Source organism: Sphingobacterium anhuiense (genome assembly GCF_042686355.1).
Lineage (GTDB): Bacteria > Bacteroidota > Bacteroidia > Sphingobacteriales > Sphingobacteriaceae > Sphingobacterium > Sphingobacterium anhuiense.
Genome location: NZ_JBHUPE010000005.1, coordinates 32,516 through 52,607, shown reverse-complemented (window position 1 = coordinate 52,607; position 20,092 = coordinate 32,516). Strand labels below are relative to the sequence as shown.

14 protein-coding genes are annotated in these 20,092 nt (G+C 35.9%); 2 read left to right on the top strand and 12 right to left on the bottom strand.

Annotation, left to right across the window (positions count from 1 at the left end; translation table 11 throughout):
• Positions 1-14 precede the first annotated feature (14 nt).
• Positions 15-2,027, top strand: coding sequence for a hypothetical protein (locus tag ACFS6I_RS12445; RefSeq protein WP_380920982.1), 2,013 nt, complete (start codon positions 15-17; stop codon positions 2,025-2,027).
• 120 nt (positions 2,028-2,147) lie between these two features.
• Here the strand turns inward: ACFS6I_RS12445 and ACFS6I_RS12440 are convergent, their stop codons facing one another.
• From ACFS6I_RS12440 to ACFS6I_RS12385, 12 genes are all read right to left on the bottom strand, one after another.
• Positions 2,148-3,509, bottom strand: a complete 1,362-nt coding sequence (locus ACFS6I_RS12440; protein ID WP_380920980.1) for an alkaline phosphatase family protein — start codon at positions 3,507-3,509, stop codon at positions 2,148-2,150.
• 1 nt (position 3,510) lies between these two features.
• Positions 3,511-4,719 (bottom strand): metabolite traffic protein EboE, encoded by a 1,209-nt coding sequence (eboE, locus tag ACFS6I_RS12435; protein WP_380920978.1) that lies wholly within the window; start codon positions 4,717-4,719, stop codon positions 3,511-3,513.
• A 10-nt stretch (positions 4,720-4,729) separates the two neighbouring features.
• The gene (locus tag ACFS6I_RS12430) at positions 4,730-5,899 is read right to left on the bottom strand and encodes a 3-dehydroquinate synthase (RefSeq protein ID WP_380920976.1); all 1,170 of its coding nucleotides are present in this window, start codon (positions 5,897-5,899) and stop codon (positions 4,730-4,732) included.
• 16 nt (positions 5,900-5,915) lie between these two features.
• Complete coding sequence (gene eboC, locus ACFS6I_RS12425) at positions 5,916-6,770, bottom strand: UbiA-like protein EboC (protein ID WP_380920975.1); 855 nt, start codon at positions 6,768-6,770, stop codon at positions 5,916-5,918.
• Between the two features lie 41 nt (positions 6,771-6,811).
• A complete protein-coding gene (locus ACFS6I_RS12420) occupies positions 6,812-7,798 on the bottom strand; it encodes a TatD family hydrolase (protein WP_380920973.1) in 987 nt (328 codons plus the stop codon).
• Between the two features lie 14 nt (positions 7,799-7,812).
• A complete protein-coding gene (locus ACFS6I_RS12415; RefSeq protein ID WP_380920971.1) occupies positions 7,813-8,508 on the bottom strand; it encodes an EboA domain-containing protein in 696 nt (231 codons plus the stop codon).
• A gap of 12 nt (positions 8,509-8,520) precedes the next feature.
• Positions 8,521-8,895 (bottom strand): transmembrane 220 family protein, encoded by a 375-nt coding sequence (locus ACFS6I_RS12410; protein ID WP_132770816.1) that lies wholly within the window; start codon positions 8,893-8,895, stop codon positions 8,521-8,523.
• Between the two features lie 147 nt (positions 8,896-9,042).
• On the bottom strand, positions 9,043-9,636 hold the full coding sequence (locus ACFS6I_RS12405) for an LOG family protein (RefSeq protein ID WP_346581480.1): 594 nt from the start codon (positions 9,634-9,636) through the stop codon (positions 9,043-9,045).
• Positions 9,637-9,646: 10 nt separating this feature from the next.
• A complete protein-coding gene (locus ACFS6I_RS12400) occupies positions 9,647-10,804 on the bottom strand; it encodes an esterase (protein WP_380920968.1) in 1,158 nt (385 codons plus the stop codon).
• 439 nt (positions 10,805-11,243) lie between these two features.
• Complete coding sequence (gene mnmE, locus ACFS6I_RS12395) at positions 11,244-12,620, bottom strand: tRNA uridine-5-carboxymethylaminomethyl(34) synthesis GTPase MnmE (RefSeq protein ID WP_380920966.1); 1,377 nt, start codon at positions 12,618-12,620, stop codon at positions 11,244-11,246.
• A gap of 466 nt (positions 12,621-13,086) precedes the next feature.
• Positions 13,087-15,018, bottom strand: a complete 1,932-nt coding sequence (locus ACFS6I_RS12390; protein ID WP_380920964.1) for an LTA synthase family protein — start codon at positions 15,016-15,018, stop codon at positions 13,087-13,089.
• Positions 15,019-15,027: 9 nt separating this feature from the next.
• Positions 15,028-16,908 carry an LTA synthase family protein gene (locus ACFS6I_RS12385; protein ID WP_380920962.1) on the bottom strand — a complete coding sequence of 627 codons (1,881 nt, stop codon included), beginning with the start codon at positions 16,906-16,908 and terminating at the stop codon, positions 15,028-15,030.
• 338 nt (positions 16,909-17,246) lie between these two features.
• Here ACFS6I_RS12385 and ACFS6I_RS12380 point away from each other — a divergent pair, with 338 nt between their 5' ends.
• Entirely contained in the window at positions 17,247-19,862 is a 2,616-nt protein-coding gene (locus ACFS6I_RS12380) for a valine--tRNA ligase (RefSeq protein ID WP_380920960.1), read from the top strand.
• Positions 19,863-20,092 lie beyond the last annotated feature (230 nt).

The following is a 20,092-nucleotide window of genomic DNA, read 5'->3' as shown; positions in this document are numbered from 1 at the left end:
AGTACAAATATTATATGAAACACACTTTTAGAATGCTAGCAATGCTAGCTTTGAGTTTTGGCTATACTGTTTCCCAAGCTCAAGAAACACCAAAAGAAGAAGATTTTTTTAAGATCATGAAAGTAAGAATGCCCGAAGGACCTGTTTTAGAGGTTGGTGGCCTGGTTACTTTACCTAATGGAGATCTAGGCATATCCACCCGTAGAGGTGATGTATTTATTGTTGAAAACCCCACCAGCAACAGACCGTACTTTCGAAAATTTGCAACGGGTCTTCACGAGATTTTAGGTCTTGCTTACAAAGATGGTGCGTTATATGTTGCACAAAGAGGTGAGCTAACGAAGCTAATTGACAAAAATATGGACGGCAAAGCTGATGTTTATGAAACTGTGTATGCTTGGCCTTTAAGCGGACATTATCATGAATATAGTTTTGGTCCTAAAATCGCATCTGACGGTTCTTTTTTCGTATCTGGAAATGTAGCTTTTGGTGATGAAGAGTGGTGGCGCGCAGAAAGTCGTGTTCCTATGCGTGGATGGATTATGAACATTAGCGCAGATGGAAAAATGCAACCATGGGCTGCAGGTGTGCGTTCTCCAGCAGGAATAAATGTGATTGACGGTCAACTCTACTATACAGAAAACCAAGGTGACTGGGTTGGTTCCGGAGGATTATGGAAGGTCAGTAAAGGAGATTTTATGGGACATCCAGCCAGTTTAGTATGGACAAAAAGACCTGATTCACCGTTAAAGTTATCATCTGAATCTTTCTATTCTAAAGTAGATGAACGTCGTATCAAAAATGCGGAAGGTCGCTACATCAAACCTGAAAATAGAGTCAACGAGAATTTCAAAACGGTATTTGAAATGAAAAAAGAAATTCCAGAGATTCGTTTACCGTCGGTATGGTTGCCGCATGGTATTCTTGGTATTTCAAACTCTGAACCGGTCAAAATTCCGAAAGGCACATTTGGTCCATTTGAAGGACAATTACTCGTTGGTGACCAAGGTATGAGCATCATTTCACGTGTTTTCTTAGAGACGGTAAATGGTGAAGAACAAGGTGCCGCATTTTTGTTTAAGAGTGGTTTCCGTTCTGGTGTCTTGAGAATGGCGTGGGGACAAGATGGATCTTTATTTGTCGGTGAAACCAACCGTGGGTGGGGTTCTGCAGGTGAAGCAAATGAAGGACTTGAGCGCTTAGTATACAACAACAAGACGCCTTTTGAAATGAAAGCAGTAAGAGCTATGCCAGACGGTTTTGAGATCGAATTTACACAACCTGTAGATTTAAAATCTGCTGAAGATCTAGCTTCATACAGTGTTGAAAGTTTCATCTATAAATACCATCCTGTATATGGTTCTCCTCCAGTAAATAAAGAGACTTTAAACATAAAAGGAGTTAAGGTTTCTCCCGACGGCCTAAAAGCAAGAATTGTTGTCGATGGTTTACGTGAACATTATATCCACACCATAAGTGTAGATGGTATTCGTGAGAAACAAAACTTTTATTCAATTGTCCATCCTGAAGCTTACTATACTTTAAATGCAATTCCATCTGGAGATAAACTAGCAATAAGTGCACTTAGCACCAGGAATTCTACTCATGACCCTGTAGTTGAAGTTACAGCTAAACCGGCAGAAAAGACAGTAACAGCAAATAATAAAACTGTTGCCGGTAAAAAAACTACGACTGTTAAAACAAAAAATACAGAAGCAAAACCTGTTGAAGCAAAGGCTAAAGTAAATGAAGTGAAAACAATAACTAAAGCTCCTACTTATGCTGAGGTGAAGGGAATATTGACTAGCAATACTTGCTTAGCCTGTCACAATCCTACGAAAAAACAGATTGGACCGTCATTCACTGATATTGCAAAACGCAAATATTCAAATGAGAAAATTTTGCAGCTCATCTACAACCCTAAACCAGAAAACTGGCCTGGATATGCAACAGAAATGCCGCCTATGCCACAAGTTTCTAAGGCTGATGGATTGAAAATTGCAGCTTATATCAACTCATTAAAATAATGAGTTGATCTTTATCAACGTATTATTAAAAAACAAAGCCATTCTTAAAAAAGAATGGCTTTGTTTTTATTCTTGAAAAGAACAGATATTGTTCTAGATCGGATTTTACTGTGATTAGCTTTAATTCTTTTTACTATGCAAAGATTTCCAAATTAACTCATATACTTCTGTTGCCTGTATACTGTTTTTATTTAATTCCGTATCCGTAATCAAAACAGGATGAAATTCGGAAGATGTATTGACACTACCATGTGAACCTTTTACCAAATTAGCATTTAAAGGTATTACATCCATAACGTAACGAAAACCTGCTTTTTTTCTCAACAGTTTATATAATGCACGAAATTTAGAAGACATAAACATTTCAACAGGATCATATCCGGGTTTTTTATGGATATCGACACATCTTGCATAATCGGGTGCTTTAGCATCATCCTGCCAGAAATAATAAGTAAACCAACTTTCTGGATTTGCAACCAAAACAAAATCTCCTGCACGGTCATGGTCTATCCCATATTCCTTTTTACCTTCTTTGTCAAGCACTACCGCAATTCCTGGTAATTTATCTAACATATCCTTCACCTGATCAACTACCGATAAATCATTTATATAGACATGTGCAACCTGATGGTCTGCCACTGCAAATGCTTTGGAGGCTCCTGCATCCAATAATTCCAGACCTCGTTCTACACGGATCTGTAATAATCCGGCTTCCCTTAGTATTCGATTGATATGAATGGGATTATTTACAGGTACAATACCATATTCCGAAAGAATAATAATGTTCGCTCCTCTTTTTTCATAGAATTCAACCAAGTCCTTAATCAGAATATCGATCTCACCTAGTTCCTTACCGATATTAGACCAATCATTTCCAAATTTTTGCAAACAATAATCCAAATGTGGCAAGTAGATTAAAGACAGTGTAGGATCATACAGTTCATCTGTGATCATAGATGCATCAGCAATCCATCGGCTTGATTTAATATTAGCACCAGGTCCCCAAAAATTAAAAAGAGGAAACTGACCAAGCTTTTTCTGCAAAAGATCTCTCAATGTTGCCGGTTCTGCATAACAGTCCGGAAGCTTTCGACCGTCGGCCAGATAATTAGGTCGTGGTGTAACGCTATAATCTGCATTTGAATACATATTATACCACCAAAATAGATTTGCGCACGTAAAGTTCGGGTCTTCTTTTTTTGCTCTATCCCAGATCTTTTCCGCTAATACAAGTTTGTTAGACTGCTTCCAAAACTTAATTTCCGAATCTACATGATCATACCAACCGTTTCCAACCACACCATGCTCGGTAGGTTTTTTACCTGTAAGATAGGTAGACTGGACGCTGGTAGTAACAGCCGGTAACATTGGAGCTATAGTTGCTAAATTTTTTCTTTTTATGTATTGTTCCAAAAATGGGGTATATTTTCCTATTAAATTTGCAGATAGCCCAACTACGTCAATTACAACTGTTTTCTTCATCTTATACATTTGTTTTAATTACCCACTCCAGTTCATTACTGATGGATGCAGCTATTGGTATTTTTAACTGTTCGGGCAATACTTCCCAGGTATAGGTTTCCACTTCCAAATGTTCGGTAAAAGGGGCAACTTTTTGGAGATTCAACACTTCTATAATATCTTGTTGCGTTGATTGCAAGACTCCAATATCTTGAACAGATATAGGAACATGAAAATGTGCGCGCCACTGCATCACATCCTGGTGCTCAAAATCTGCTATGGCTGGTGTTAGATCTGTATAACGAATAAGCTTGCCATCTCTTTTTAAGGCCACTACCTGATGTAGATATGTCGGTTCGTTGAATTTTTGAAAACTTTCTTTAATAGCTATACGCTGATCAGGGGACTGATCCATATTTGCTTTCAAAGCAGCAGATATCTGTATCTTCCCTACTGCAATACCTTTCTCCTTAAGTTCTTTTAATACATCGGCGTGATCTTCATAGCCAATTGCAAAATGGCATACGTCATAACAAAGGCAAAGATGTCTCTTGGTAAGAGCTTCAGCTTCGATAGCGGTAATGCCAAATGAATCTACAAGATCTGAAATAGCAGTTGGAAGCAGATCGTCTGTATACCAATCTATAAATTCTCGTCCAGTTTCAATGATTCCATCAGGTTCTGGTTCCAAGTCAAGGTGCATAACCGTACCTGTTGCATTTGCTATTGTAACTAATGCTTTTATTACAGCAACTATATTTATCGTGGCAGCATTTTTGGCTTCCGTAAAATCGGTAGTCGTTTTGAACCAGTGTCTATAACTAAGCGGCGATGTCGAAATTCCACCGACCATTCCTTCTGGTAATAAGGACTGAAGAATAGTGAAAAGTCTGATTGTATAATCTTTACGTGCTTCGGTAGTCCAGTCAGGTGTATGCACATCTTCTTTGACAACAGTACGGTGAAATTCTCCATAAGGAAATCCATTCATTGTAAAAACATAGGCATTATTTTCTTTTAACCAATGTTTAAATTCCGCTATATTACCCTGCTCGCTAAGTTCTAAACTCGATACATTTGATAATCTCAATCCTATTCCCAATGGCTGGCCAGGCGAAACTGATTCTTTGATAAAAGAAAAATTATCTTTTAGAGCTGTAAAATCATCATTCCAATTTTTCCCTGGATGAATATTGGTGCAATAGGTTAAATGTCCTGTATTAACTTTCATTTTAACTAATTTAATGATCCAAACCAGCTGTTGCGCTGGTAAAATTTAAGACATAGTTACTTGCCGCAATCAATAACTGGTGATCCATGTGGTGAACTTCCTTACCTGTTCCAATATCCGTCAATAAGGTAATCGTCAATTTACCGCCAAGATGTTCCTGGAATTCGGTTAAACCACGAAGTATAGGCGATTCTTCATCATTGATCTGAATAAATGGATTAGAAATATCAAATGATACATGAAGCAGCACATTCAATATGCGCAACAGCTTATCTTCTGTTAACAATCCACTTAAGAAAGAATACGTGCTATCCAAAGCTATTCCCATGGCTACAGCCTCCCCATGCAGCACACTGAAATTACTCAGTTGTTCTAGTTTATGTGCACTCCAATGACCGAAATCTAATGGTCTCGCAGATCCCATCTCAAATGGATCGGCGGATGCGATATGGTTTAAATGCAATTCGGCACAACGTACAATTAAGTAATCCATGGTCTCTAAATCACGACTCACCAGTTTCGCTGCATTATCTTCTATCCAATAAAAGAATCTAGGATCTTTGATTAAAGCAACTTTAACTGCTTCAGATATTCCTGACCGCCAATCTCTATCCGTTAATGTTAACAAAAACTGATCATCATTAAACACAGCAGCGGGGGGAGCAAAAGTGCCTAAAAAATTTTTCTTACCCTTATAATTTATACCGTTCTTAACACCAATCCCAGAGTCATTTTGCGAGAGTACAGTCGTTGGTATACGAATATGTTTAATTCCACGATGTGACACTGCGGCTGCGTAACCGACAAGATCAAGCACGGCACCACCACCGATCGCAGCAATGTAAGAATGTCGATCTATTCCGTATTGATCTACTGCTTCAACCAAACGATCGAATAGACCTGTATCATTTTTTGAGGCTTCTCCTCCTTGTATAATCAAAATTTCAGGAATCAGCTGTACTTCTTGCTGTTGATCGAAATAGGTTCTGATCGCTGAAACCAGATCTGCGTGTGCATCAGCAACTCCCTGATCTAGGACGAAAAAAATCTTACGCAATACATCTGTCGGATTGCTTTTAAAAAAATCTGTAAAAGTAGGGTTATCGGTGTGAAATAACGATTTAGTAAAATGTATTTTATATTCAAATTTCACACTAAATGACTGTTCTAAAAAGCTCATAATTGAAAATCATTAATTAAGTAACTGCGAATGCTTTACTCAGTATAATAGATAATGGTAATAAAAAAATAATGACAAGTGCAATTTTCCAATCTGCAAATACACTTGCCCATGCAGCATTCATGAGGATCAATGCAATCACTCCTGCTTTAACGGCTTTACCTATATTGGGGCCTATCGGATTATTTATAGCTCTTAATAGGGGTTTAAAAATCATCCAAGCGAACGGAATGATAAACAAAAGAGTAATAATAATATCCCCCTTCGTTTGTGCGAAAAATAAAATGCTAGTGATAACAACTGCATAAAGTACAGCTGCAAAATAAAGCATTTTTTTACTTCCTCCATGTACTTCTCCCCGACTTATCATTGTAATAGAAGCGATGTAGATAATAGGTACAATAGCCAAGAACCACCATTGACTTACCTCTGTACTTATAATACTAACTCCCAACAAGAGGTTTAGGCCACGACAAAGTCCCATATTAAGCGGACCTAAAAATGAATGATGTTTTGCCCATCTGTTGTAGACAAGACAAGCTAAAATAATCGCTATGGCTAATATTACTGTGATATTTCCTACGAAATAGGCTGCTATTAGTCCAACTAAGAAGAATAAAGATCCAAATACTGTGGCCTCTTTTTCGCTGATCAATCCACTAGGTATGGGTCGCTCAGGTCGTTCTATTCTATCCAGATCTGCATCAAAAACATCGTTAAAAATAATTCCACCACTATACAGCCCTATTGTTGAAATGCAAAGTAAAATAATAGGTACTGGAGAATTCCATCCTTCTGTTAATAAATATCCGGATATTGCTATACCAGCGAGTGCGTCGGCTACTGCAGTAACGACATTTGCTGGTCTCATTAATCGTATATATCCTTTTAATTTTTTCAATATGTGTACGATTAAGTAATAATGATCGAATTCTTATCTATCCTTGGTTGTTGACCACCACGCAAAATAGAATTACTTTCATATTTTTGAGACTGATCAATATTTTTTATAGTTACAAAATCACGTTCGTCTATCTGTCCACTTTGACCAAAAGCGGTAATTGCATTCCGGTAACTCACCAATTCAATATCATCTAAACTAATACCTGATTGTTTCATCAGAGCTGCCGTTTTAGGAACAGCAAGCGGATCAGAAATTCCCCAATCTGCAGCTGAATTAATCATAATTCTTTCAGAACCATATTGTTTAACAACCTCAACCATACGTTCATTTCCCATTTTCGTAAAAGGATAGATCGTAAAAGCTGCCCAAAACCCTCGATCTAAGACTTCTTTAACCGTTTCTTCATTATTATGATCTATAATCACTGAATACGGAGAAAGTCCATGTTCAATAGCAATATCCATGCTTCGTTGCGTGCCTTTTTTCTTGTCTCTATGTGGTGTGTGAATCTGCACGGGAAGTCCAGCTTCTTTAGCAAGCTCCAGCTGTAACCGGAAATATTTTTCTTCGGCAGCAGTCTGATCATCAAAACCAATTTCACCAATACCGACCACACCTTCTTTGAAAATAAACTGAGGCAGTAATTCCATCACCTGTTCGGCTAATTGCTCATTGTTCGCTTCACGTGAATTTAATCCTATTGTACAATAATGCTTAATACCAAACTGAGAAGATCTAAATCTTTCCCATCCAATTAAGCTACTGTAGTAATCCGTAAAACTATCAATCCCTGTTCGAGGTTGTCCCAACCAAAAAGCAGGTTCAATAATTGCCACAATCCCGGCATCAACCATTGCTTGGTAATCATCGGTAGTTCGTGAAGTCATGTGAATATGAGGGTCAAAAAACTTCATTCCACTAATATCATTTAAATCAAGAGTACTTTGGTTTCTTTCGCCTAAATTTCTTTCTTGGAAATTTTCATTACAGCACATAATTCAATATTTTTTTATTTTCCTAATTCTATTAATTGGTAGATTTCTGGATGAACAGTTCTATGGGCTGCCAAGCGTTCCTGTACATAATCGTTCAAGGTATTCGCTAAAGCCTGATTAACGCGCTCTTTTAATCCAGTAATTTTTTTAACATCTTTCTCTGTAAAAAATGCTTTCAAAATCATTTGATTCCATGCTCCTTCTGAAAGCATAACTGATGGATAAGGATTATGATACATAATTGCTTCCAATACAGTACCTATATTACTACGGATTCCTTCTTCACATTTACCTACCCATTCTTCGGTATGGCTCAAGAAAGGTAAAGCGGAGTATAATGCAATCAGTTCATTCATTTCTGAAGCAATAAATAAAGTATTGATTTTTTTCAGATATTGTTCCTTGTTCTGATCAGGTAACTGCATCAACAACCATACTCTACATAATCGGTCAATGGTCCATGCTTCCAAAGAAAAGCCAGGTAATAATTGTTTTAGATCAGCAACATCTTCGGATTGGACAACAATATTTTCTTTTCCAAGCTTTCTTGGGAGCTGGGAAAAACTCAAATTTAATTGAAGTGTTTTTTCTTCATTTTTAATCAATTCCACTTTATTGTCCAACCAAGACCATGCATCTAATTCTAGGTTTTGTTGGATAATTTTTTGAAATATATCACTTAGCTGTTTTTTCTTTTCTAAATCAATCACAAGTATAAATTTTTATAAATTAACAGCAACAAAATAATTTATAGCTAATGCACCACTAACAATCAGAAGACCAAAAAACTCTCTTGTCTTCTCAATATATGGCTTCGTTGCTTGCATACTTTCCACAATACTTGGTCTACGATATTTCATCAACCAATCGCGAACGCCATCTTTTGCAAAAAAAAGTATAACTGCATAAACTAGATAAAATACAATAGCACCAAGGTATATAAATGGATAGTAGAAATTAAACACGGCTAGTCCGCAACAAATAGAGGCCAGCATATAAATTGGGATCCATAGCCAGGAATCTTTATCATTGAGATTTACATAGGCAAATCCAATAAAGGCAATACAAAAAATAATATTTAAAATAATTAACGCCATACGGTTAGGTTTATTCGATGAAATTTCATCATTACTGATACACAAATAAACAGATTATAAATCTGTTTTAATCAGTCAAATTGTAAAAAAATTAAGACGAAAGTAAAATCACAATAAGAGAGATGCTTAAACAACTAATAAATAGGTTTAAATTTCATCTTTTTCTATCCATTTAGTAACCTTGGGTGCTTCGTACCGTTCCATTTTTTCTAATAACTCTTCAATGGTATTTCCAAACAGAAGCATGGATTTATTCTCTTCTTTCAATAAACCTTCTGCCGTCATGTGATCAATAAATAACAGGAGGTGATCATAATAACCATTCGTATTGAGAATTCCTACTGGTTTTTTATGCAACCCCAGCTGACCCCAAGTCACCATTTCAAATAGCTCTTCGAGCGTTCCAAAGCCCCCTGGCAATGCAATGACTCCATCTGAATAATCGTGCATGATTCGCTTGCGATCATGCATGGTATCTACTGTAATTAACTTTGTAACCCCTGTATGCTCTCTTTCCTTGGAATTGAGAAACTCAGGAATGACACCTATCACTTCGCCTCCTTTTTCTAATGCACCATTGGCAACTGCTCCCATCAATCCAACTCGTCCACCACCATATACTAGACGAATACCTTTTTTCGCAAATACATGCCCGACATGTGCAGCTTGCTCCTCATAGATATTTTCTTTACCTAAACTAGAAGCACAAAAAACAACGATACTTTTAACTTTTCGCATCATAACACTTTTTTTATTTAAACAATTGAGGAACAAAATCATTGAGATATTTCCTCCAGTTGCTCCAGGTATGACCGCCTTCTGATTCGACATATTGATAGCTAAAATTCATCTTATCGAGTTTATCCCTGAAGCCGGCAACATGCTTGTATAAAAAATCCGTTTTCCCAATGGCAATCCAGTACAAACGGTAAGCGTTGTTTTTTTGAACCTGAAGCTTGGCATCAAGATTTTCGTAAATTGTACTTTTCTTATTTTCTGGAGGTAGAATTGCAGGAGAAAATAATCCAATATAATCAAAAGTTTTAGGTTGGTTGGCTGAAATATACAAGGAATGAAAACCTCCCATTGAAAGTCCAGCAATAGCTCGATTTTTCGCATCAGCTTTCACCCGATAATTCTGTTCTGTAAAAGCTATGATTTCATTAAAATTAGCTTCCATATCTCCTGTAAAAATATCTGGAGTTACCATATCAATTTTATAAAAACCCTTAGAAGACTCCCCTGGTGCAGCCGCATTACTCGTGTGACCATTAGGCATAATGACGATCATCGGCTTTGCTTTTCCTTGCGCTATTAGATTATCTAAAATTTGTGAAGCTCTCCCTAAGGTCATCCAAGCTTCTTCGTCCCCCCCCATCCCATGTAAAAGATAAAGGACAGGATATTTTTCTTTTGAAGCCTCATAACCGGGAGGTGTATAAACGGTTAATCTACGATCTTCTTTTAGCCCTCTTGAAGTATACCATCTTTTAGCAACAGTACCATGAGGGACATTTTGAACAGTATAATTGGATGATTCTGGTCCATTTACGATAAACATGCTCATGACAGAACTCACATCCCGAACCTGATAAGCGTTATTGGGATCAGTAGCTTTAACTCCATCCACAATAAAAGAATAGGTATAAATATCGGGTTTCAGATCTTGATTTGTAAACGACCATACTCCCCTTGAATCTTTAATTCCAAAATTCAAGTCATCAGTTTTCATCCAATTGCCCTCTAACTTTACAGTCTTCGCTTCTGGAGCCAAAAGTCTGAAGGTTATCTGTTTTCCGTTAATATCGGGAGAAACAATGGTTTTATTGCCACTAAAATCGAGATTTTCCTGGGCGTTACCAATTAGTGGACCCAATAGCAATAAATATAAAATGGATGTGATCTTCATTTCTATGTTTTTATGAACATTAACAATACAAGCCTGAAAAAAAACTTAAGGCTAATAAGATATTGATTAACTAAACCCGCTTAAAATTGGAGTATTTAAATTTAAGGAATTTCAGTGGGAAATACGAATATTTAAAATCGCCATATGCTTTTAAAATGATATAACGAATATTGTATTTCATCATCCCATATTACAGCACTTTTAGTAATAGTCAATTGAATATAAAATAGACATCACATTTAATGAGCCCACACTAGCATCAATCAGCTCGATCGGAACAAAATAAACGTCAATAATAGAAAACAGAGGCAATTCTAATTTTTGAGTTCTACTATCCACTATAGCAAACACGAAGTTTTATTCAGCAAATCATTAATCACAAAAAAAAGCACTAACAATTTGACTGTTAGTGCTTTTTAACTGTTAATTATTCCAATTATTATTTTCCGATACAGAATTTCGAAAATATATTATCCAACAAATCATCGGTTGAAACAGAACCTGTAATTTCGCCTAAATGATATAATGATTGACGTATATCCATGGCTAAGAAATCAGATGTAACCGGGTTGTCAATTCCGTTGAGTACGCGTTCCAAGGATGTTCGTGTATGCTGAAGAGCTTCTACGTGACGAATATTGGTTACTAAGACATCGTCAGTATTTAAGTTAGATAGATTTACTTGATTTAATAGTTCATCTTTTAGCTCCTCTACTCCTATTTGTTCTTTTGCAGATATGTATAGCGGTTTTAAAACCTCATAATGCTTTTTCTGCTCTACTGTAAGCAAGTCAGCTTTATTAATAATTGTAACAAAAGGTATGTTCAATACTGCAACTTCTGCAATCTGCGCCTCAATATCTACCACCTCATCTTGTGTAGGATCAAATAAATAAATGATTAAACGTGCCTGCTTCATTTTTTCTCGTGTACGCTCTACTCCTTTAGCCTCGATAACATCGATAGTTTCACGAATACCGGCAGTATCAATAAATCGGAAAGTAATTCCTTTGATATTTATTTCATCTTCAATCGTATCTCTTGTGGTACCCGCAATGTCCGATACAATGGCACGCTCCTCATTCAATAAAGCATTCAACAAAGTAGATTTTCCGACATTAGGTTTACCTGCAATTACAACTGGAACACCATTTTTCAAGACATTACCTTGTTCAAATGAAGAAATCAACTTACTCACCACTTGATTAATTTGTTTAATTAAACTTTTCAATTGATCGCGGTTCGCAAATTCTACATCTTCTTCTGAAAAGTCAAGTTCCAATTCTATTAGTGATGCAAAGTGGATCAAATCATCTCTCAATTTTTTCAGCTGATTGGAAAATCCGCCTCTCATCTGTTGCATCGCAATTTGATGGGAAGCAGCAGAATTTGAAGCAATCAAATCAGCAACAGCTTCTGCTTGAGAAAGGTCCATTCCCCCATTTAAAAAAGCACGTAATGTGAATTCTCCTGCTTTAGCTGCTTGTGCTCCTTTTTTAATAAGCAGACTCATCACACGTTCAATTATATACTTAGAATTGTGGGTGGAGATCTCAACTACATTTTCTTTAGTATAAGAATTCGGGCCTACAAATAGTGAGACCAATACCTCATCAATGATTTCTTCTCCATCTCGTACGGTACCGAAATGAAGAGTATGTGAAGCTTGCTTGAGCAAATTCTTACCCCGAAATACCTGGTTGGTTATTTCAATAGCATCTTTACCAGAAAGACGTATTACAGCGATAGCACCATTACCACTTGCTGTGGCTAATGCCACAATTGTTTCTTGTTCCAAAATAGCGTGTTCAGACATGATACAAAGATAAGGATTACTACTTTAGTTCATGGGCAAATAAATTACAAATTGACGTATAAAAAACGAATAGCGAATAAATATTTTTTAGTTATTTTAATCTTTCACAAACGTGTAATCTCCATCGATCATTTATCCTATTTCTAAAGTTTGTATTAAAACTTTTCAAAATGAGTTTCACCCTATAGTCATCCTATAAGCTCATTCGGCTATTTGTTGTGTGTATATTGTGCATAGCAGGTGCATAGATAACCTATTCATTGTGTCGATCTAGGCTGATGGTATAGTCAATGTTATCTACTTGCAGGCTCATTCCTATGTCGCGCTAGGCTGATGGTATAGCCATTGTTATCATCCTGCAGGCTCTTTCTTATGTCGTGCTAGGGTGATCGTATTGTTAATCTTAAAAATACAAAAAGCATCACCTTTGTGGGGCAATGCTTAATATAAATCCTAATAATTCCAGTTATTTACCGTCGTAAATTAATTTATTTTCGATCATTCGGTTATTATATTGCTGTTCAAAAGCTTTAAATTTTGTTTCCATGGTATCTAGCACTAGGGGTGGTTGCTTCAATAAATCATGTTTCATCAACCGATCTTCTTTTAGATTGTGGAGGGAAATATTTTTTATTCCATCGTTGATCAGCAAATAATCTTTGTAATAAAAATTAAATATTCCTGAATTATTGTTGACTACAAAATTTTCCTTTGTTGGATTTAAAGCATCGAAACCAAATGCAAAATATGGTTTATCATAATTCAAATAATTTAATACTGTAGGCATGATATCTATCTGTTGCGCCAATTTATCACTTCTACCTTTTAAATCTCCTCCTGGATGGTAAAGGATAATAGGAATCGCATAACTATTGGCCGCAGTCTGGTATTCTGGCAATGCACTTACCGTTGCATGATCTGCACAGATAACAAACAAGGTATTTTTATACCAAGACATAGAAGATGCAGTTTTAAAAAATTGACGCAATGCATTATCAGTATAACCAATAGGTTCTTGAACTGGTAAAGGTCCTTTTGGAAAAACTCCTTCATATTTTGAGGGTACTTTAAAAGGGTGGTGAGAAGAAAGCGAAAAGAAACTAGCAAAAAATGGCTGTTTAAAGGTGTTGATTTCACTAGCCATATATTGCATAAACGGTTCGTCCCATATGCCCCAGATACCGTCAAAGTCTGCATCGTTATTGTATTCGTTTTTACCATAATAATGTTGAATACCGGCTAACTTCATATATGCAGAAAATCCCATACTTCCATTTGGAGCACCGTGAAAAAATGCTGTTTCATAACCTTTATTTGCTAACAGATTAGCAATACTGGTCGTTTTATTACCAGAATATACCGACAATACAAATGGTTCACCTACAGATGGTATTCCTGTTATAACAGAAGGCAATGCATCAATTGATTTACGTCCGTTAGCATAGGTATGTTCAAAAGTATATCCTTCCCGGATTAAAGAATCCAAAAATGGTGTATATCCTTTATACTGTCCGCCTTGAATATCTTTATTTAATTCTCCAAAATGTTCTTTTGCAAAGCTTTCCAAAATTAGAAAGACAACATTCATTTTTTTAAAAGGTTCCTTACTTTGAGGATAATGAACAGGATTATAAATTGCAGTCAGCTCTTGTTCGGTATACGTATGAATAGGTTTTAAATTAACCGCTTTTAACGTCTTCATTAAACTAAAAGGGGTATTTAATACAATATTCATCTCTTCGGGATTCGTTACATAATCTCCTGCATTACTTAATGTAATAGGCCTTGTACTATGCGCCCATCCACCACGAACGCCTCCAATAAACAGAAAAATAGCAATTAAAAAACAAGCCGATTGAATGCTATATGCATGCCATCTAAACAGTAGTGGACGCTGTACTTGTACGAGATCATATAGCTTAATTAAAGCATAAACCAATATCGCAAATAGTATAAAAAGATACCAGTAGTCAAGGCAAAAATCTAAAGCCAAGGAACCTAAATTTTTTTCATTTGCAAACTGATCAAATACAGTCCCTGTAGTTCGTTTCAAGGTAAATGGATAATAAGCAAAATCAACTAAATTTAAAGCGATTCCGATTGAATTGGTAATAATAAAAATCCACTTTGCTATTTTTTGATATAAGGTATTATACTTGAATGGTGCAGGAATAATCTGCATCAATAAATAGAGTATATTTAAATATAGTAGCGCTACGATATCAAATTTAACCCCACCCCATAACATATACAATAATTGAGCACTATTTACATGGGGAAAAAGAGCATAATTAATCCCATAAAAACCCAGTCTTAAAAAAGCATAAATTAACAACAGTATGAGAAATCTAATCAGCAAACCGAGATATGGTGCAAATGAACCTTTCAACTTTATCATATTTTCTATCTAATATTTTAAAAACTCTTTATACACTTCTTGGTAATAAGCTTTTCCTATATTGAGTAAACTATCTGTTTTTACAGGAGAATAGTCACTATTCTGTTTATAATTAATAATCTTCCCTACATTATCAAAACTCACGACTTGATCTGGTGTAATTACACCAAAAGCATCTTTAGAATTGTAAAACGCAATTTGAGGTGTGGTTGGATTCAATAAATCGCGACTCCAATGGTATCGAGTAGCCGGAAGATTTAATTGATGAAGCAATGTCGCTACCATATCGGTCTGATTGCCGATACGGTCGATTTTTTTACCTCTGAACTCAGGTTTGATTACATCACCAAAAAATAATAGTGGAATATGAAAACGATGCGGGTTAGACAACTCCCATTTCTCTGCAGGCAACCGGTGCCCATGATCTGCTACAACAACAAATAGGGTATTTTTATACCAGCTTTTGGTTTTGGCTTGATTAATAAAATCATAAACAATCGAATCTGTATAGAAGGCTGTGCTTCTAAATTTATCTGCATTTGATTTAGTCCCAAATTTATAACGCCCTGGCAAGTTAAAGGGCTCGTGATTGATTAATGTAAAAATTGTTGAAAAGAAGGGGGTTTTCTCGGTATCAAAATCATGTAGCATTCGTTTTAATACAATATGGTCATAGACACCCCATGAAGCCCGTGAAACATCTACACCAAAGTTTGCATTATCGACAACTTTCGAGACACCGTGCATCAACATGTACGATTTAAAATTGTAAAACTCACTTTGACCCCCATGATAAAATGAGCCATGGTAACCTGTACTACTTAATTCTTGACCTACAGCCGGCAAATTCTCATGTTTATCGATATACTTGATAATGCTTTCGGGTCCTTGTGCCGGAAAGGCACTGAATATTCCCACCATTCCTTTATCAGATCGATCTGCGGCCGCATAAATGTGATCAAAAAATACGCCTTGATTAATTAATTTCTCAAAATTTGGTGTAATTCCTTTTTCTCCTCCCATTGATTCAATTAGACCGCCAACAAAACTTTCTAACATGATAACAACAACGTTTGGACGTTTCGTAGTCAATATAGAAACGGATGAATCTGGATTTGCATTAAATGCAGGTTTTAAAGTCGAATGGAGCTGGTCTTCATCATTATAAAACTGATAAGGACTTTTTAACCGGGTACTTTTCGCAAAATAATCCCGCAACAGTGCCCATTGTGTATTTACCGCAGCATGATTATAAAAGCTTTGCTCAGAAAAATAAGCTTTGCTCGGATTTAAAGTTGCTCTTCCATATCCTCCTCTTATAAAAGTAAATAGCAAAATAGCTCCAATCAATAATTTAATAGCATTCTGCCAAGGCAGCTTAATATTATAAAAATGCACTTTTTTGAACATCCAACGATATAAAAAATAGCCCACAACGATTCCGACAATCATTCCAAAAACTGGAAAGAATACAGGTGTTGATTCGGCAGAAGCAACGGCTCCAGATGGTGATGCTAAAAAAGCATCAATTGCTCTCTTTGAAATTTTATCGCCCCATTCCCGATAAATATTGATATTAATAAAAGAAACAACAAAATAAATAACGAGCAAAGTGATGGTGTACACATCCAATATTTTTCTTTTATAATGTACATTCGGTAAAAAAGATAAGATACAGTAGATAAGAAAAGGAACTGCACAGATATAGGATACTGCTGAAAAATCTAAACTAAGGCCGTGATAATAGATTTTGAAAATCTCTGAGAAATTTTTCGATCCAATTTTATCAAAAAAAGCTGTTATAAACAGCAATCGATCAATAAAACATATGATAAGCCAAAATAAAAAGTACTGAGTTAGGGCCTTTAACTCATTGGCAATTCTATTCATTTTTAGTATTTATGTAAAACACGCAAATGTACGCTATTTCAGTAATAATAGTCTAAAATGTTATGATTATGTTATAAAAATATTACCATAAGGTCAATTTCAATTTTACAGTAGAAATGGCTGCAAAACCAACATTACAACAAGATCATAATCAACACATTAAAGCTTGATAAAATTTAAGATATACTCTTAATTATATATTTACACTTAGTAATGTGGTTTTATACGTAATGAAAAGCATAAATAAGTCGAAAACCAATTTTTGAAATAGCAATATTAAACTTCTATAAAACAACTAAATTCGCTAAATTTGCAAACGATTTTGAAAAAAAATTATCATGAGTATAGCAAAAACTTACAATCCTAAAGAAGCTGAAGACAAATGGTACAGCTACTGGATGGAGAACGGATTTTTCCGTTCTACACCTGATGAGCGTGAACCGTACACAATAGTAATGCCTCCTCCGAACGTCACCGGTGTATTGCACATGGGACATATGCTGAACAATACCATTCAAGATGTATTGATTCGTCGAGCACGTATGCAGGGTAAAAATGCTTGTTGGGTCCCTGGAACCGATCATGCCTCTATTGCAACTGAAGCAAAGGTTGTCGCTATGTTGAAAGAGCAGGGAATTGATAAAAAATCATTATCGCGTGAAGATTTCTTAAAACATGCTTGGGAATGGAAAGAGAAATATGGTGGCATCATCTTAAAACAACTTGAGAAATTAGGTGCCTCATGTGATTGGGAACGCACAAAATTTACGATGGACGCTGATTTATCAGAATCAGTGATTGACACCTTCATCAAGTTCTATAAAGAAGGTTACATTTACCGTGGTGTCCGTATGGTAAACTGGGATCCACAGGGAAAAACAGCTTTATCTGATGAAGAGGTAATCCGTAGAGAGGTCAACCAAAAACTATACTACATCCGTTATCAAATTAAGGATTCAAATGAACAAATCATCATTGCTACGACTCGTCCAGAGACGATCATGGCCGATGCAGCTATCTGTATTAACCCTAATGATGAGCGCTATACACACCTAAAAGGTAAATCAGTTATTATCCCGTTAATAAATCGTGAGATTCCAATCATCGAAGATGAATACGTGGATATAGAATTTGGTACAGGTTGCCTTAAAGTAACTCCTGCTCATGATTTGAATGATTATGCTTTAGGTCAAAAACATAACTTAGAAATCATTGATTTATTAAACGATGATGGAACATTAAATGCCAATGCTCAAATTTTAGTTGGTGAAGACCGCTTCATTGCTCGTAAAAAGATTGCGAAACTTTTAGAGGAAGTCAATCAGATCGAAAAAATTGAAGATTATAAATCTCAAGTAGGTTTTTCAGAGCGTACTGATGCTGCTATTGAACCAAAACTTTCCATGCAATGGTGGTGCAAAATGGATAAATTAGCTCAACCTGCATTAGATTATGTTGTAAGCGGAGAAGTAAATTTAATTCCAGACAAGTTTACATCCAGCTACAAACATTGGATGGAAAATGTAAAAGATTGGTGTATTTCCCGTCAGCTATGGTGGGGTCAACGTATTCCGGCATGGTACAATGAAAAAAATGAATGGGTAGTTGCAAAAACTGAATCTGAGGCAATTCAAGAGTTTGAATCTCAAGGTAAAGTTGCTGGTGCGATTCGTCAGGAAGAAGATGTACTCGATACATGGTTCTCGTCTGGTTTATGGCCTATGTCGGTATTCGACGGCGTTCGCAACCCTGAAAATGAAGAATTCAACTATTACTACCCTACAAATGATTTAGTAACAGCTCCCGAAATTTTATTTTTCTGGGTAGCGCGTATGATGATCATGGGACATGCATATACGGGTAAAGCTCCTTTCAAAAATGTATATCTTACAGGTATCGTTCGTGATAAATTGGGCCGGAAAATGTCCAAATCATTAGGAAATTCTCCTGATCCGATCGAACTGATGGCTCAATACGGCACCGATGGTGTACGCGTAGGTATGCTACTTTCTTCGCCTGCTGGAAATGACTTAATGTTTGATGTCTCTTACTGTGAGCAAGGCCGTAATTTTGCGAATAAAATATGGAATGCATTCCGTTTAGTTAAAGGTTTAGAGACTATAGATGCTCCTGCAACTGAAGCTCAGAAAACTGCGGCAAAATGGTTTGAAAGCAAATTTAATGCTACTTTAATTGAGATCGAAGATCACTTTAATCATTATCGCCTATCCGATGCCCTTATGTCTACTTACAAATTAGTATGGGATGATTTCTGTGCTTGGTATTTAGAGCTTATAAAACCTGCGTATCAAACTCCTCTTGAAATGGAAACTTTTGAAGTGGTAAAAGGATTTTTCAAACGTATACTTACATTGGTTCATCCTTTTATGCCTTTCTTATCTGAAGAACTTTGGCATGATGAACTATTTGGAGACCGCGATGCAAAAGATTGTATCATTGTGGCGGAGTATCCAACGGTTGGCGCTATCGATCAAAAAATCATTAAGGAATTTACTTTTGTACAGCAGATTATTTCTGAAGTTCGAAATATCCGTAATACTAAGCAGATTTCACCGAAAATTGCTTTACCTTTAGCTATCAATGCAACAGAAATTGATTTTACAAACTATCAAGAAAGTATTATCAAGTTGGCTAACATTGAAAAACTAACCTTTGTTCAAGAAAAAATAGCTGGAGCAGTTAGTTTCTTAGCTGGCAAAGAAGAATGTTATGTTGCGCTTGAAGAAAACATAGATGTAGACGCTGAACGTGAAAGAATCACAAAAGAAATCGATTATTTAAAAGGATTTCTCGTTTCTGTAGACAAAAAATTATCGAATGAGCGTTTTGTTCAAAATGCGAAGCCAGAAATTATTCAAAATGAACAAAACAAGAAAGCTGATGCTGAATCTAAAATTAAAATATTAGAAGATAGCTTAGCTAGTCTTGCTTAAATCATTTCAGAATTAAAAATTTAAGAGGGCCAATTTTCATGAAAATTGGCCCTCTTAAATTATAGAGTTTCATCCCTATAGCCAAGGCTACCCTATATTAAAAATATGTGCGTTTAAAAGACGATATAAACAATTAAACTTCAAACGCATAGAATTGAACAATATTTTTATTTATAATGATGTGTAAAAATAATTGTATTCATATCCCTAATTGGAATCAAATTTGTCTT